General features: G+C 68.9%; 14 protein-coding genes. 9 read left to right on the top strand and 5 right to left on the bottom strand.

The genetic code is table 11. The features are described 5' to 3' along the window. Window positions 1–63 precede the first annotated feature (63 nt). On the bottom strand, window positions 64–1,164 hold the full coding sequence (gene ddlA, locus M2421_RS11740; RefSeq protein ID WP_259206819.1) for a D-alanine--D-alanine ligase: 1,101 nt from the start codon (window positions 1,162–1,164) through the stop codon (window positions 64–66). Between the two features lie 141 nt (window positions 1,165–1,305). Here ddlA and M2421_RS11735 point away from each other — a divergent pair, with 141 nt between their 5' ends. From M2421_RS11735 to M2421_RS11720, 4 genes are read left to right on the top strand one after another with little or no spacing between them, the layout of a single operon-like run. Then, window positions 1,306–1,947 (top strand): SCP2 sterol-binding domain-containing protein, encoded by a 642-nt coding sequence (locus M2421_RS11735; protein ID WP_259206818.1) that lies wholly within the window; start codon window positions 1,306–1,308, stop codon window positions 1,945–1,947. Further along, window positions 1,944–3,602, top strand: a complete 1,659-nt coding sequence (gene ubiB, locus M2421_RS11730; RefSeq protein ID WP_259206817.1) for a ubiquinone biosynthesis regulatory protein kinase UbiB — start codon at window positions 1,944–1,946, stop codon at window positions 3,600–3,602. Before M2421_RS11735 ends, ubiB begins: the two co-directional genes overlap by 4 nt. Before the next feature lies 1 nt (window position 3,603). Further along, the gene (locus M2421_RS11725; protein ID WP_259206816.1) at window positions 3,604–4,188 is read left to right on the top strand and encodes a class I SAM-dependent methyltransferase; all 585 of its coding nucleotides are present in this window, start codon (window positions 3,604–3,606) and stop codon (window positions 4,186–4,188) included. Between the two features lie 16 nt (window positions 4,189–4,204). Continuing rightward, the gene (locus M2421_RS11720) at window positions 4,205–4,975 is read left to right on the top strand and encodes a pseudouridine synthase (RefSeq protein WP_259206937.1); all 771 of its coding nucleotides are present in this window, start codon (window positions 4,205–4,207) and stop codon (window positions 4,973–4,975) included. 66 nt (window positions 4,976–5,041) lie between these two features. On the opposite strand, the gene M2421_RS11715 is transcribed toward M2421_RS11720, so the two are convergent. Further along, on the bottom strand, window positions 5,042–5,605 hold the full coding sequence (locus tag M2421_RS11715; protein WP_310439809.1) for a DUF2059 domain-containing protein: 564 nt from the start codon (window positions 5,603–5,605) through the stop codon (window positions 5,042–5,044). A gap of 139 nt (window positions 5,606–5,744) precedes the next feature. Between M2421_RS11715 and arfB the strand changes: the two genes are divergently transcribed. The 3 genes from arfB to dcp all read left to right on the top strand — a co-directional run bounded on the left by arfB (window position 5,745) and on the right by dcp (window position 9,082). Continuing rightward, window positions 5,745–6,176 carry an alternative ribosome rescue aminoacyl-tRNA hydrolase ArfB gene (arfB, locus tag M2421_RS11710; RefSeq protein ID WP_259206814.1) on the top strand — a complete coding sequence of 144 codons (432 nt, stop codon included), beginning with the start codon at window positions 5,745–5,747 and terminating at the stop codon, window positions 6,174–6,176. A 4-nt stretch (window positions 6,177–6,180) separates the two neighbouring features. After that, a complete protein-coding gene (locus tag M2421_RS11705) occupies window positions 6,181–6,783 on the top strand; it encodes a lysophospholipid acyltransferase family protein (RefSeq protein ID WP_310439806.1) in 603 nt (200 codons plus the stop codon). A gap of 142 nt (window positions 6,784–6,925) precedes the next feature. Beyond that, window positions 6,926–9,082 carry a peptidyl-dipeptidase Dcp gene (gene dcp, locus M2421_RS11700; protein ID WP_259206813.1) on the top strand — a complete coding sequence of 719 codons (2,157 nt, stop codon included), beginning with the start codon at window positions 6,926–6,928 and terminating at the stop codon, window positions 9,080–9,082. A gap of 1,086 nt (window positions 9,083–10,168) precedes the next feature. Here the strand turns inward: dcp and M2421_RS11695 are convergent. After that, window positions 10,169–10,618 (bottom strand): 3-dehydroquinate dehydratase, encoded by a 450-nt coding sequence (locus M2421_RS11695; RefSeq protein WP_259206811.1) that lies wholly within the window; start codon window positions 10,616–10,618, stop codon window positions 10,169–10,171. A gap of 3 nt (window positions 10,619–10,621) precedes the next feature. Continuing rightward, window positions 10,622–11,038, bottom strand: coding sequence for a hypothetical protein (locus M2421_RS11690; protein ID WP_259206810.1), 417 nt, complete (start codon window positions 11,036–11,038; stop codon window positions 10,622–10,624). A gap of 177 nt (window positions 11,039–11,215) precedes the next feature. On the opposite strand from M2421_RS11690, the gene lepB reads away from it, so the two are divergent. Further along, window positions 11,216–11,842: a signal peptidase I gene (gene lepB, locus M2421_RS11685; protein ID WP_259206807.1), complete on the top strand. Its 627-nt coding sequence runs from the start codon at window positions 11,216–11,218 to the stop codon at window positions 11,840–11,842. Window positions 11,843–11,974: 132 nt separating this feature from the next. Beyond that, complete coding sequence (locus M2421_RS11680) at window positions 11,975–13,252, top strand: MFS transporter (RefSeq protein WP_259206805.1); 1,278 nt, start codon at window positions 11,975–11,977, stop codon at window positions 13,250–13,252. Here M2421_RS11680 and M2421_RS11675 read toward each other — a convergent pair. Further along, window positions 13,242–14,144 (bottom strand): LysR substrate-binding domain-containing protein, encoded by a 903-nt coding sequence (locus tag M2421_RS11675; RefSeq protein WP_259206804.1) that lies wholly within the window; start codon window positions 14,142–14,144, stop codon window positions 13,242–13,244. The genes M2421_RS11680 and M2421_RS11675 overlap by 11 nt on opposite strands. Between the last annotated feature and the right edge of the window lie 13 nt (window positions 14,145–14,157).

The following is a 14,157-nucleotide window of genomic DNA, read 5'->3' as shown; positions in this document are numbered from 1 at the left end:
GGGTTGCCCAGGCAGTGCCTTGCGACGGCCTGGCGTGCGAAAGCGCGTCGGGCCGTCGTCGTATCAGGCCATGATCGAGCTGCGCAATGCGCGTTCGCGCGCATGCCGCTGCAGGGCCAGTTCCAGCAGCCGGGTGATCAGCGCGGTGTAGCCCAGGCCGCTGGCGGCCCACAACTTGGGGTACATGCTGATCCGGGTGAAGCCGGGCAGGGTGTTGATCTCGTTGATCACCACCTCACCGTCGCGGCCGAGGAACACATCCACCCGCGCCAGCCCGGCGCAGTCCAGCGCCTGGTAGGCCCGCACGGCGATGTCGCGGATGCGCTGCTGGTCGGCGTCGCTGATGTCCGCCGGCACCACCACGTCGGCGCCGGTCTCGCTGATGTACTTGGTGGCGTAGGAATAGAACGCGTCGTGCACCACCACCTCGCCGCACACGCTGGCTTCGGGGTGCTCGTTGCCAAGGACGGCGCATTCGATCTCGCGTCCCTCGATCGCCGTTTCCACCAGCGCCTTGTGGTCGTAGGACAGTGCCAGCGCGAGGGCCTCGTGGAATTCCCGCGCGTCGTGCACCTTGCTCACGCCCACCGACGAGCCCTGGTTGGCCGGTTTGACGAACAGCGGCGAGCCCAGTTGCGCCACCAGCGCGGCGTAGTCGGCGTCGGCCGCGCTGGCCCGGTTGAAGCAGGCGAACGGCGCCACGGCCAGGCCGGCGTCGCGCAGCAGGCGCTTGGCCACGTCCTTGTCCATCGCCACCGCCGAGCCGAGCACGCCGGAGCCGACGAAGGGCAGGTTGGCCATGCGCAGCAGGCCCTGCAGGGAACCGTCCTCGCCCAGCGTGCCGTGCACGATCGGGAACACCACGTCGATCTGTTCCAGTGCCGTGGCCGGGTCGGTGGGCACCAGTTGCTGGTGCTCCAGCCCGGGGCGCACGGCCAAGGCGTTGCCCGAGGGGTTCAGCGCGATCCGGGCCGGATCCTCGGCGTGCAGCAGGAACGCCTGCGGGTCGCTGACATGCCATTGGCCCTGCTTGTCGATGCCGATCAGGGTCACGTCGAAGCGTGTCGTGTCCAAGGCGTCCACGATGTTCTTCGCCGACTGCAGCGAAACCTCATGCTCGGCCGAACGGCCACCGAAGATGATGCCTACCCGGGTCTTGCCCATGCTGTTGCCGCTCCTGCGCCTGATGTGGGCCGCATAGCATGAACCGGTCAGCGGCCGGCGGCGCAACCGGCCTTCATGATCGCGTCAGCCTCGACGCGCGCGCGGGGTCCGCCGCTGCCATGGGCCGAGTAGAATGCAGCGATGGCCCGTTCCCTCCTCAGTTCCCTCAAGCCGCTGGCCGGCAATGCGCTGCAACTGGCGCTCAACCGCGCGCTGGCACTGGACCCGGACACCCGCGCCGCGTTGGGCGCGCTGGATGGCCGCCACATCGCCCTGACCCTGGAGTCGCCCGCGCTGGCGATGCGGATCGGGGTGGACGGCGAGCGGCTGACCGTGGGCCCGGTCGACCCGCAGCAGGAGCCGGACCTGGCCGTACGCAGCACGCTGGGCGGGGTACTGGCGCAGTTGCCGTTCCTGGCCAACGCCCGCCGCGGCGGCGATGCGCCGGCCGGGCGGGTCAAGGTCTCCGGCGATGCCGAGCTGGCCCGGCGCCTGCAGCAGTTGGCCACCCGTTTCGATCCGGACTGGCAGCAGCCGTTCGTGCGCGTGTTCGGCGAGGTGCTGGGGGTGCAGGTCGCCAACAGCCTGCGCTCGGCCCTGCAGCATGCGCGCCGCGGCGCGTCCGACCTGGCGCACAGCGCCGCCGAATATGTCACCGAGGAGTCGCGCGACGTGGTACCGCGAGCAGAACTGGAAGCCTTCCACGACGACGTGGACGTGATGCGCGACGATGTGGAACGCATCGCCGTGCGCGTGCAGCGCCTGCGCCAGGTGCGCGCATGAAGGCGATGTTCCGCGCCACCCGCATCGGCCGCGTGATCCTGCGCTACCGCCTGGACGACCTGCTGCAGGGCACCCCGCTCGAGCGCTGGCTGCGCCTGGCCAAGCCGTTCGTGCCACGCGCCTCGGCCGATATCGCCGCGCAGTCGCGCGGCGCCCGGCTGCGTCTGGCGCTGCAGGACCTCGGCCCGATCTTCGTCAAGTTCGGGCAGATCCTGTCGACCCGCCGCGACCTGATCCCGGCCGACGTGGCCAATGAACTCACCCTGCTGCAGGACCGGGTCAAGCCGTTCGACGGCGCGACCGCCCAGCGCATCGTCGAGCAGGCGCTCGGCCGCCCGGTCAGCGAGGCGTTCGCCAGCTTCGACCTGCAGCCGCTGGCCTCGGCCTCGATCGCCCAGGTGCATGCGGCCACGCTGGCCGACGGCCGCCAGGTAGTGGTCAAGGTGCTGCGCCCGGACATCGAACGGCAGATCGACGCCGACATCGCGCTGCTCACCTCGGCCGCCGCGCTGGTCGAGCGCGCCCATCCGCGCGCCGACAAGATCCGCCCGCGCGAAGTGGTGGCCGAGGTCGAGAACACCCTCGCCGCCGAGCTGGACCTGCAGCGCGAAGGCGCCAATGCCAGCGTACTGCGCCGCAACTGGGTCGATTCGGACGATCTGTACGTGCCGGAAGTGATCTGGAGCCACACCGCCGAACGCGCGCTGACCCTGGAGCGGGTGTGGGGCATTCCGTCCGACGACATCGCTGCGCTGGACAAGGCCGGCATCGATCGCAAGGCGCTGGCCGCCAAGGGCGTGCGGGTGTTCTACACCCAGGTGTTCCGCGACAACTTCTTCCACGCCGATGCGCACGCCGGCAACATCTGGGTCGATATCGATCCGGCGCGCCGCGACAACCCGCGCTTCATCGCGCTGGACTTCGGCATCATGGGCCAGCTCTCGCAGGAAGATCAGTACTACCTGGCCGAGAATTTCATGGCCATCTTCAACAAGGACTACCGGCGCATGGCCGAGCTCCATGTCGAGGCCGGCTGGATGCCCAACAACGTGCGCATCGACGAGCTGGAAGCGGCGGCGCGTTCGGTGTGCGAGCCCTACTTCACCCGGCCGCTGTCGCAGATTTCGCTGGCCGAAGTGCTGATCAAGCTGTTCCGCGTGGCCCAGCGCTACGAGCTGACCCTGCAGCCGCAGCTGATCCTGCTGCAGAAGACCCTGCTCAACATCGAAGGCGTGGGCCGCCAGCTCGATCCGGAACTGGACATCTGGGCGGTGGCGCGGCCGGTGCTCGAGCGCATCCTGCGCGAGCGCTACAGCCCGCGCCGGGTGCTGAAGGAGCTGCGCAAGCGGCTGCCGGAAATCATGACCCACACCCCGGACATGCCGCGCCTGGTGCACGCCTGGCTGAAGCAGCAGGTGGATGGCGGGCACGAGCTGTCGATGCGCTCGCAGGACCTGGTCGCGCTCAATACCAACCTGCAGAAACTGCAGAAGCGCGCGGTGGCGGCGATCGCCGGCGTCGGCCTGCTGATTGTCGCGGCGGTGCTGTACGGCATGCAGCCGGGCGGCTGGTATTTCGGTGATGCGCCGGTGTGGAGCTGGGTGAGTGGCGTGGCCGGCCTGTTCTCGCTGGCCAGCGCCTGGTGGCGCCGCTGAGATGACGCTGCAGGCGCTCAAGGACGAACTGGCCCGCTTCGGCGCCGACAACGACGCCACCCACCCCGAGCGCGCCCAGCGCATGCTCAACATCACCCCGGACACCGGCGAGTTGCTGGGGGTGCTGGTGCGCGCCACCGGCGCGCGGCGGGTGCTGGAGATCGGCACCTCCAACGGCTATTCCACGCTGTGGCTGGCCGAAGCATGCGCTGCCATCGGCGGGCAGGTCACCACGCTGGAGTACGCGGCCGACAAGATCGCCCTGGCGAGGGACACCTTCGCGCGCAGCGGCCTGGCTGCGCAGATCGAGCTGGTCCACATCGATGCCGGTGCGTGGCTGCGCGCTGCGGCCGAGGCCAGTATCGACCTGCTGTTCCTGGATTCCGAACGCAGCCAGTACCTGGGCTGGTGGCCGGACCTGCGTCGCGTGCTGCGTCCCGGTGGCCTGCTGGTGGTCGACAACGCTGTCTCGCATGCCGACCAGATGGCTGCCTTCGAGGCGCAGGTGCGCGGCGATCCGCAATTCCATTGTGTGCGGGTGCCGATCGGCAACGGCGAACTGATCGCGGTGCGCGACGTCGCCTGAATCCCGCTTGATGGCGCTGCCTGCGGCGGGCGGGGATAATCGGTCGGTGAACGACATCGATACCGACACCGCAACCCTTCCCGCGTCCGCCGTGGCCCCCCTGCAGTTGCTGCACGTGGACGACCGCCTGGCCGTGGTCAACAAGCCCGCCGGGCTGATGGTCCATGACAGCAAGCTGGCGCGTGGCGAAGACGACTTCCTCGCCGATCGCCTGCGCGACCAGCTCGGCAAGCCGATCTTCCTGGTACACCGGCTCGACCGCGCCACCAGCGGCTGCCTGCTGCTGGCCTTCGATCGCGACAGCGCCAGCGTGCTGGGCAAGGCGCTGATGGGCGGCGACGTGACCAAGGACTACCTGGCGATCTGCCGTGGCTGGCCGGCCGAAGAAATCTTCACCGTCGACCATGACCTCGATGGCGGCCCCGGCAAGCCGGTGAAGAAGCAGGCCATCACCCATTTCCAGCGCGTGGCCGTGGGCGAGATCGCCGTCCCGGTGGGCGAGTTCGAAACCTCGCGCTACGCGCTGCTGCGCTGCCAGCCGCAGACCGGCCGCTTCCGCCAGATCCGCCGCCACCTCAAGCACCTGTCCCACCACCTCATCGGCGACACCAGCCACGGCGATGGCCGCCACAACCGCAGTTTCCGCATGCAGGGCATCCACCGCATGCTGCTGCACGCCGAGCGGCTGCGCTTTCCGCACCCGGACGGCACCACGATGGACGTCAGCGCGCCGGTGGACGGCGAGTTCCGCAAGGCGATGGATCTGTTCGGCTGGGACGTGGTGTGACCGCGCCGACCCCGTAGAGCCGACCGTTGGTCGGCTGAAAAGCTGCGCGGCCCGCCGAGAGTGGCCTTACCTGCGCGGTTCGGGCACGTCGACCACCGGCGGGTTCCCGTTGTTGGCCGGGAGCGACCGTTCATTCACGATCGCCTGCATGTCCTTTTCCAGATCAGCCAACAGCGGGTCCATCCGTTGGCGGATGGCCACCATGACGTTCTGCATCAGCACCGGGGTCTTGTCGAGCAGGCTCTGCCCGGCCGCACTCTCGTAGAACTCGGCCATTGCCAGCACGTCTTCCTTGCTGAAGCTCTTCTTGTAGAGGTCCACATACATCGGCCGCAGCTCCTGCCACGACAGCGCCTTGCGGATGGTGGCGTTGGTGCGTTGCTCCATCCGCTTGAGCTGCTCGATCTGGCCGGCATCCAGCGGTCGGCGCTGGGCAATCTGTTCGAACTGCTGGCGCTGCATCGCTTCCAGCTGCGGCAGCATGCCGTCCAGCAGGCTCTGCGCACGCGAGGCGGCCAGCAACCGGTTGACGTCGGCATCGGAGGGCGGCGTGGCCAGTGCGGGCGCGGCGGCGGCCAGGCCGAGGGCGAGGATCAGGCCGAGCCGGGCCAGGGGACGAATCGAAAGCATGTGCGGGGCATCCTGCGTTGCATGGAAGTACGAGGATACCCGCGAAGACGTCATCGGACCGCATATGACGGACGTTATCGGCGTCATCGGGGATCTTGCGCTCACCCTCGACAGCGGTCCTGCCTTTACAATGCCGCCCATGGCTCTCGGACCCGTCACCATCAGCGCACACCTGTCCATTCCCGATGCGGAACTGGTCGAACGCTTCGTGCGCGCCAGCGGTGCCGGCGGCCAGAACGTGAACAAGGTGTCCACCGCCGTGGAGCTGCGGTTCGACGTGGCCGGCTCGCCGTCGCTGCCCGAGCCGCTGCGCTCGCGCCTGCTGGCCCGGCGCGACCGGCGCATGACCGGCGACGGCGTGCTGGTGATCGATGCGCAGCGTTTCCGGACCCAGGACCGCAACCGCGACGACGCCCGCGAGCGCCTGGCCGCGTTCATCCAGGAGAGCCTGAGCGTGCCCAAGCCACGCGTGGCCACCAAGCCCTCGTACGGGGCCAAGCTGCGCCGCCTGGACGAGAAAAAGGGCCGCGCGCAGATCAAGCGCGGACGCACCACACGCAATTGGGAGTGATTGCTTGAACAACCGAAGTCCGCTGCTGCCGGCTGTGCCGCCCAACATGCCGCAGGTCAAACCCAACCGTTTCCTGCGCTGGCTGGCCCGCTGCACCCTGCGCCTGGGCGGCTGGAAGGTGGTGGGCACCTTCCCGGACGTGCCCAAACTGGTGTTCATCGTTGCCCCGCATTCGTCCAATTGGGACGGGTTCTGGGGCATGGCGGCCAAGATCGCGCTGGGCATGCAGGTCAAGGTGCTGGGCAAGGCCTCGCTGTTCTGGTGGCCGCTGTCGCCGTTGCTGCGCGCGCTGGGGGTGATCCCGCTGGACCGCAGTTCGCCGCAGGGCACCGTGGAACAGGCGGTCAGCCTGATCCGCAATTCCGAGCGCATGTGGTACGCCATCACCCCCGAGGGCACCCGCAAGGCGGTCACCCACTGGAAGGCCGGTTTCCTGAAGATCGCGCGGATGGCCGACGTGCCGGTGCTGGCGGCGTACTTCCACTACCCGGAGAAGACCATCGGGATCGGCCCGCTGTTCCACTCCAGTGGCGATGATGCCGCCGACATGGCCGCCATCCGCGCCTACTACCGACCGTGGCAGGGCAAGAACCGCGGCACCGTGTGAGCCGGACCAGGCCCCGCCCGCGCTGGCGCCGGGGCCCGCACAGCCATGCGCCACGTCCGGCACATGCCGCCTGCGGGCAATCGGAGTAGGGTGATCGGCTGCGGTTTTCCGCAGCCGCATCCCATTCCAAGGAGCCTGTTTCATGTCGCGTACCGTAGTTTTGGCCGCTGCCATCAGCCTGGCGCTGGCGGCCTGTTCCGGCAAGGAGTCCACCCCCGTGTCCGACACCCAGACCCCCGCCGCGCAGCAGCCGGCCGATGCCTCCACCAACCCCCTGTTGAGCGCCAGCACGCTGCCGTTCCAGGCACCGCCTTTCGACAAGATCAAGGACAGTGACTACCTGCCGGCCTTCAACGAAGGCATGAAGCAGCACCTGGCCGAAGTCCGCAAGATCGCCGACAACCCCGAGCCGGCCACCTTCGACAACACCATCGAAGCGCTCGAGCGCAGCGGCGAGACCCTGACCCGCGTGTCGCGCATCTTCTTCGGCCTGGTTCAGGCCGATACCAACGATGCGCGCCAGAAGATCCAGGAAGAGGTCGCGCCGAAGCTGGCCGACCACCAGGACGAGATCAACCTCGACCCGAAGCTGTTTGCCCGCATCAAGAGTGTGTACGACCAGCGCCAGTCGCTGGGCCTGGATCCGGTGCAGCTGCGCCTGGTCGAGCGTGACTACCAGGAATTCGTGCGCGCCGGCGCGCAGCTCAACGATGCCGACAAGGCCGCGCTGCGCAAGCTCAACGTGGAAGAAACCACGCTGGCCACCCAGTTCCACACCCGACTGGTCGCCGCCACGGCCGCCGGTGCGGTGGTGGTCGACGACAAGGCCAAGCTGGCCGGCCTGGACGAGGATGCGATCAACACCGCCGCCGCCGACGCCAAGGACCGCAAGCTGGACGGCAAGTACGTGCTGCCGCTGCAGAACACCACCCAGCAGCCGGTGCTGGCCTCGCTGAGCGACCGCGACCAGCGCGCCGCGGTGCTCAAGGCGTCGGAAACCCGCGCCGAGAAGGGCGATGCCAACGACACCCGGCAGACCGTGCAGCGCCTGGCCCAGCTGCGTGCGCAGAAGGCCAAGCTGCTTGGCTTCGACAACTACGCCGCCTACAGCCTGGCCGACCAGATGGCCAAGACCCCGGCCGCCGCGCTCAAGCTGCTGACCGACACCGTGCCGGCGGCCACCGCGAAGGCGCGTGGCGAGATCGGCGAAATGCAGAAGGTGATCGACGCACAGAAGGGCGGTTTCAAGCTCGCCGCGTCCGACTGGGACTTCTACGCCGAGCAGGTGCGCAAGGCGCAGTACGACCTGGACGAGTCGCAGATCAAGCCGTACTTCGAGATGGACAACGTGCTGCAGAACGGCGTCTTCTACGCCGCCACCCAGCTGTACGGGATCACGTTCAAGCCGCGCACCGACATCCCGACCTACCACCCGGACATGAAGGTCTACGAAGTGTTCGACAAGGACGGCACCTCGCTGGCGCTGTTCTACACCGACTACTTCAAGCGTGACAGCAAGTCCGGTGGCGCCTGGATGGACGTGTTCGTCGAGCAGGACGGCCTGACCGGTGCCAAGCCGGTGGTCTACAACGTGTGCAACTTCACCAAGCCCGCCGCCGGCCAGCCCGCGCTGCTCAGCTTCGATGACGTGACCACGATGTTCCATGAGTTCGGCCACGCGCTGCACGGCATGTTCTCGAAGGTGAAGTACCCGTCGATCGCGGGCACGAGCACCTCGCGCGATTTCGTGGAGTTCCCGTCGCAGTTCAACGAACATTGGGCGCTGGACCCGAAGGTCTTCGCCAACTACGCGAAGAACTACAAGACCGGCGAACCGATGCCGCAGGCACTGGTCGACAAGATCCTCAAGGCACGCACCTTCAACCAGGGGTATGCGACCACCGAGTACCTGTCGGCGGCGCTGTTGGACCTGGCCTGGCACACCCAGCCGGCCGATGCGCCGCTGCAGGACGTGGCGCCGTTTGAGGCGGCTGCGTTGAAGAAGTTCAAGGTGGACCTGGCGCAGGTGCCGCCGCGTTACCGCACCACGTACTTCGACCACATCTGGGGCGGCGGCTATTCGGCCGGTTACTACGCCTACTTCTGGGCTGAAGTGCTCGACCATGATGCCTTCGAGTGGTTCAAGGAACATGGCGGCCTGACGCCGGAGAACGGCCAGGTGTTCCGCGACAAGATCCTCTCGCGCGGCAACAGCGTGGAGCTGGCGGATCTGTACCGCGAGTTCCGCGGCAAGGATCCGTCGGTGGAACCGCTGCTGGTCAATCGCGGGCTGAAGTAACCGCGCGAACCTTGGGGGGCCGACCGTGAGTCGGACCCTCCACCGGTGCACGCTGAAAACGAAAACGGCAGGGGAAACCCTGCCGTTTTTTTTGGGGGGTGGTGGCTTCGCCGGGGTCTTCTGCGAGCTCGAGGGCCCCGTAGCGGCCGGTAGGCCCCTGGTGCACATGTCCCCCGGCCGCAGAGCGGCCTCCTCCTTTATTTTGCCCAGGAGCCTACCGGCCGCTACGGGGCTTGGCTTACGCTAAGGTGGAAGCCAGGCTCCTGGCGCTGGTCGGTGGATCGGGCGCTGGGGCACTCATCGCCTTGGAGGCGAAATAAAGGGGGAGGGGCGGCGGCAGGCTGAGAACGAAAACAGGAGGGGAAATCCTGCCGTTTTCTTTGGGGTGGCGGTTCCGCTGGGGCCTTGCGCGAGCTCGAGGGCCCCGTAGCGGCCGGTAGGCCCCTGGTGCAAATGTCCCCCGGCCGCGGGGCGGCCTCCTCCTTTATTTTGCCCAGGAGCCTACCGGCCGCTACGGGGCTCGGCTGCGGTAAGCAGGTAGAAGCCAGGCGGGTCGGTGGGTTGGGCGCTGGGCCCTCATGCCCTCGGAGGCGGACTAAAGAGGGAGGTGGCGGCCGCAGGCCGAAAACGAAAACGGCCGGGGAAACCCTCCCGTTTTTTTGGGGTGGCGGCTCCGCCGGGGTCTTCTGCGAGCTCGAGGGCCCCGTAGCGGCCGGTAGGCCCCTGGTGCAAATGTCCGCCGGCCCCGGGGCGGCCTCCTCCTTTATGTTGCCCAAGAGCCTACCGGCCGCTACGGGGCTCGGCTGCGCCAAGCAGGTAGAAGCCAGGCGGGTCGGTGGGTTTGGCGCTGGGCCCCCATGCCCTTGGAGGCGAAATAAAGGGGGAGGCCGCTCCGCGGCCGGAGGACATTCGCCGGAAAGGGCATGGGGGCCCAGCGCCGAACCCACCGACTGCCGCTTGAGGCGAAACAAGAAGAGGGGAGCGGCCGCAGGCCGACACCGGAGGCATCGCCGGAAAGAGTATGGGAGCCCAGCGCCAAACCCACCGACCGCCGCGCGCAGACACGCTCCGCGGCGGCAGCGTCCCTCACGTCCCCACGTGCACGCCTTCCACGATCTCGCTGCACCCAAGATGGTCCAGCGCGATCTCCAGTGCATGCATGTAACTCTGCGCGCAGTACCCATGCGCGACCCCGATACGCTGGCCCACATCCGCCGGCAGGCATGCCTCCGGGGCACGCGTATCGTCGTCGTGCACTTCCACGTAGACGTTGTGCAGATGCGGCAGCAACCGCTGCAGGCGCACGCTGTCCACGCAGGCGCCCGGGTCCAGCAGCGTTACCTCGCCGCGACTGTGGTCGGCCACGCGCAGCGCGTCCAGCAGTTCCTGCTCCGAGCCGCAGGCGCGGATCGCCAGCGTGGTGCCGGCGTCGATCGCGCGATGCACCAGCGCCTTCAGCAGGAGAGGCGGCAGCGGCGCGGCGGTACGGATCAGCGCGCCGCTGGCTTCCGGCCCGCGGATGATGAAGATCGACATGGCTCAGGCCCCCTCCGGCACGGCCTGCAGGCGACGCGCGGCGATCGCCAGCGACAGCCGGCAGGCATCGGCGCGGCCGCTGCTGCACACCACCCGCGCCGTCGGCCCGTGCTGCGGGTGCAGGTGCGCGTCCAGCGCGTCGTCATCGTTGCTGGCCATCTCGATGTACGGCGCCGGCAGCGCCTCCAGCGCGCTGCGCAGTGCCTGGCCGTAACGCGCCCACTGCGGTGCGTCGACCGCGGCGGTGGCGATCAGCACCAGCGCCGGCCGGCTGCGCTGGGCGCGCTGCAGGCAGCGCAGCAGGGCCGGCAGCGAGTCGCAGTCGCGACAGGCCAGGCGGTGCCCGGCAACCCGGGCCGGCAGCGGGGCGGCATCCGGCGCCGCGCCAGGCGGCGTGTGCCGGATCATCAGGATGGTCATGGAACACCTCGAACAAGCGCCCTGCGGCGCGGTGACGCCACGATGCGACCGCGGCCCGTAAAACCGCCATGCCGGCGCCTGCCGTGGCGCGTAAACATCGCGTAGCTTCTGTCTGCGCCGCCGGGAACTCGGCCTGCGCCGCCCGGTCACACCCTCACCCCTTGAGAGAGCCCCGCCATGGACCGTCCCGCCGCCACCGCCGCCCCCAACCGGATGCTGCACTGGCTGAAGAAGGAAGCCCTCCCGGTGGCGGTGATGCTGGGCCTGCTGCTGGCCGCGCGTGATTCGCTGGCCAACCACTACCAGGTGCCCAGCGGTTCGATGCAGCACACCCTGATGCCGGGCGACCGGGTGGTGGTGGACATGCGCGCCTATGGCCTGCGCCTGCCGTTCACCTCGGTGCAACTACTGCACACCGGCCAGCCGCAGCGCGGCGACGTGGCGGTGTTCGATTCACCGGTGGACGGCATCCGCCTGATCAAGCGCATCGCCGCCGTGGGCGGTGACCGAGTGGAGCTGCACCAGGGCCACCTGAGCATCAACGGCCAGCCCCTGGCAGAAGCAGGCGCGGGCGAGATCGAGGACTTTGGCCAGCACCTGGCCCGGCTCGACCTCGGCCAAGGTGGCGGCCCGGACATCAGCGGCCTCACCGTGCCGGCGGGCGAAGTGCTGATGCTCGGCGATCATCGCGGCAACAGCGCCGATGGGCGCTTCTTCGGCCTGGTCCAGGCCAGTTCGCTGTACGGCAAGGCGTCGCACGTCTACTACCGGCGCGGCGAGGGCCTGACCTGGCAGGCGCTGTAACCCCGGGCCCGATCTGAATCGATATCCACGGCGTCTCGATTCAGACATTGGAGGTTATGGATCGACTTGTCGGCGCTGCCTATCCTGAGCGCTGACTCTTCGCTCCGGCCCGTCCACGCGGGCCTTACCGGCATGAATGGCGACACCGCAGCGGGCCCTGCCCGCAGCTCCGCACCCCCCACGGCTGCGGGGGCCACAGACCACATCCAGCAGGGCACCCCGGCATTCCGGCGCACGGCGGCGGCGCTGTTCCTGGCCGGCTTCTCCACCTTCGGCCTGCTCTACACGGTGCAGCCGCTGCTGCCCGAGTTCAGCCGCCACTTCGGCGTATCGGCCGCCAACAGCGCGCTGACCCTGTCGCTGAGCACCGGCCTGCTGGCGGTCTCGATGCTGATCGCCGGGCTGATCTCCGACCGCATCGGCCGGCGCGGGGTGATGGTCGCTGCGCTGCTGGCCTCCAGCGTCTTGTCGGTGGCCACCGCGCTGGTCGACGACTGGTCCACCCTGCTGGTGCTGCGCACCCTGCTGGGCATCGCGCTGAGCGGGGTGCCGGCGGTGGGCATGACCTACCTGGCCGAAGAGATGGACAGCCGCGCGCTGGGCCTGGCGATGGGCCTGTACATCGGCGGCAATGCGATCGGCGGCATGAGCGGCCGCCTCATCGCCGGCATCGTGGCCGACCATTGGGGCTGGCGCTGGGGCATTGGCGTGGTCTCGGTGATCGCGCTGCTGAGCACCGTGCTGCTGTGGTTCCAGCTGCCGCCCTCACGCCACTTCCAGAGCCGCCGCGGCGGCCTGCGCGAACTGCCCGCACGCTGGCGCAGCCTGTTCGCCGACCCCGGCCTGCCCTGGTTGTTTGCCACCGCCTTCGTGCTGATGGGCGTGTTCGTCACGCTGTACAACTACCTCGGCTACCACCTGCTGGCCCCGCCCTATGGCCTGAGCCAGACCGTGGTCGGGTTGATCTTCAGCGTCTACCTGGTCGGCACCTTCAGTTCGGCGTGGATGGGGCAGCAGGCCAACCGGCACGGCCGCAGCCGCGTGCTGGCGATCTGCTACGGGCTGATCGCGCTGGGCATCGTGCTGCTGGCGCTACCGTGGCTGGGCTGCATGGCGGCGGGCATCGCGCTGGTCACCTTTGGTTTCTTCGGCGGCCATTCGGTGGCCAGCAGCTGGGTCGGCAGCCGCGCCGGCAGCATGCGCGCCGAAGCGTCGGCCCTGTACCTGTTCGCCTACTACCTGGGCTCCAGCGTGGCCGGGGTGATCGGTGGGGTGTTCTACACGCACTGGGACTGGCTGGGCGTGTGCGGCTTCGTCGGCGTGCTGACCGTGGCCGGCGCCGCCATTGCCTGGCGGTTGCGGCGACGCGTGCAACCGGCCGCCGCCGCGGCGCTCGCGCTCAGCCGCTGACGCCCTGCAGCAGCCGGGTGAAGTGCCCGATCAGGGGCGACGCCGCGCCGCGCCGGCAGGCCACGTGCACTTCCGAACTGGCGGCGCGGTCGCTGAGTGCGACGAAGCGCGCCCCATCGACCTGGATATGGCTGCACGAAGCCGGCAGCACGGTGACGCCCAGGCCCGAGGCGGCGAGGCTGATCAGCGTCGAGGCTTCGCCCGCCTCCTGCACGATGCGCGGGGTGAAGCCCGCGCTGCGGCACAGCGCGATGAAATGATCGTGGATGCCTGCGCCCACCTCGCGCAGGAAGCCCACGAACGGCTCATGCGCGAACTGCCGCAGCGCCAGCGGCGCATCGGCGGGCAGGCCCCGCACCAGGGGGTGCTGGTCGTGCACCACCAGCGCCAGCGGGTCACTGAACAATTTGCGTGACACCAGCGGCGCCGGCAGCGCACGTTTGCGGATCAGGCCGACGTCCAGCTCGCCGGCCATCAGCGCATCGATCTGCTGCAGGGTGTTCATCTCGCGCAGCTTCAACTTCACGTGCGGGAACTGCTGCCGGTAGGCAAAGATCGCGCGTGGAATCTGCGTGGACAGCGGCGTGGCCCGGGTCAGCCCGATGCGCAGTTCGCCGGTTTCGCCGCGCTGCGCGCGCTGGGTCAGGTCGACTGCGGTATCCACCCGCGCCAGCACCTCGCGCGCCTGCTCCTGCAGCACGCGCCCGGCATCGGTGAGTTCCACCCGGCGGTTGGCGCGCACGAACAGGCGCGCGCCGAGCAGGGTTTCCAGCTGGCGGATCTGTTGGCTGAGCGGGGGCTGGGACATGCCGAGGCGTTCGGCGGCGCGGCCGAAGTGCAGGGTATCGGCGACGGCCAGGAAGTAACGCAGGTGGCGTAGTTCGATCGACATGGAAGATGCCCGG

Source organism: Stenotrophomonas sp. BIGb0135 (assembly GCF_024810105.1).
In the GTDB taxonomy this organism is placed as follows: Bacteria; Pseudomonadota; Gammaproteobacteria; order Xanthomonadales; family Xanthomonadaceae; genus Stenotrophomonas; species Stenotrophomonas maltophilia_AB.
This window is presented reverse-complemented; position numbering and strand designations above follow the sequence as displayed.

What these genes read in the sequence shown, in the direction of transcription:
- ddlA (WP_259206819.1), bottom strand. Translation starts at nt 1,164, where the DNA reads ATGGGCAAGACCCGGGTAGGCATCATCTTCGGTGGCCGTTCGGCCGAG.
- M2421_RS11735 (WP_259206818.1), top strand. Translation starts at nt 1,306, where the DNA reads ATGGCCCGTTCCCTCCTCAGTTCCCTCAAGCCGCTGGCCGGCAATGCG.
- ubiB (WP_259206817.1), top strand. Translation starts at nt 1,944, where the DNA reads ATGAAGGCGATGTTCCGCGCCACCCGCATCGGCCGCGTGATCCTGCGC.
- M2421_RS11725 (WP_259206816.1), top strand. Translation starts at nt 3,604, where the DNA reads ATGACGCTGCAGGCGCTCAAGGACGAACTGGCCCGCTTCGGCGCCGAC.
- M2421_RS11715 (WP_310439809.1), bottom strand. Translation starts at nt 5,605, where the DNA reads ATGCTTTCGATTCGTCCCCTGGCCCGGCTCGGCCTGATCCTCGCCCTC.
- arfB (WP_259206814.1), top strand. Translation starts at nt 5,745, where the DNA reads ATGGCTCTCGGACCCGTCACCATCAGCGCACACCTGTCCATTCCCGAT.
- dcp (WP_259206813.1), top strand. Translation starts at nt 6,926, where the DNA reads ATGTCGCGTACCGTAGTTTTGGCCGCTGCCATCAGCCTGGCGCTGGCG.
- M2421_RS11695 (WP_259206811.1), bottom strand. Translation starts at nt 10,618, where the DNA reads ATGTCGATCTTCATCATCCGCGGGCCGGAAGCCAGCGGCGCGCTGATC.
- M2421_RS11690 (WP_259206810.1), bottom strand. Translation starts at nt 11,038, where the DNA reads ATGACCATCCTGATGATCCGGCACACGCCGCCTGGCGCGGCGCCGGAT.
- lepB (WP_259206807.1), top strand. Translation starts at nt 11,216, where the DNA reads ATGGACCGTCCCGCCGCCACCGCCGCCCCCAACCGGATGCTGCACTGG.
- M2421_RS11680 (WP_259206805.1), top strand. Translation starts at nt 11,975, where the DNA reads ATGAATGGCGACACCGCAGCGGGCCCTGCCCGCAGCTCCGCACCCCCC.
- M2421_RS11675 (WP_259206804.1), bottom strand. Translation starts at nt 14,144, where the DNA reads ATGTCGATCGAACTACGCCACCTGCGTTACTTCCTGGCCGTCGCCGAT.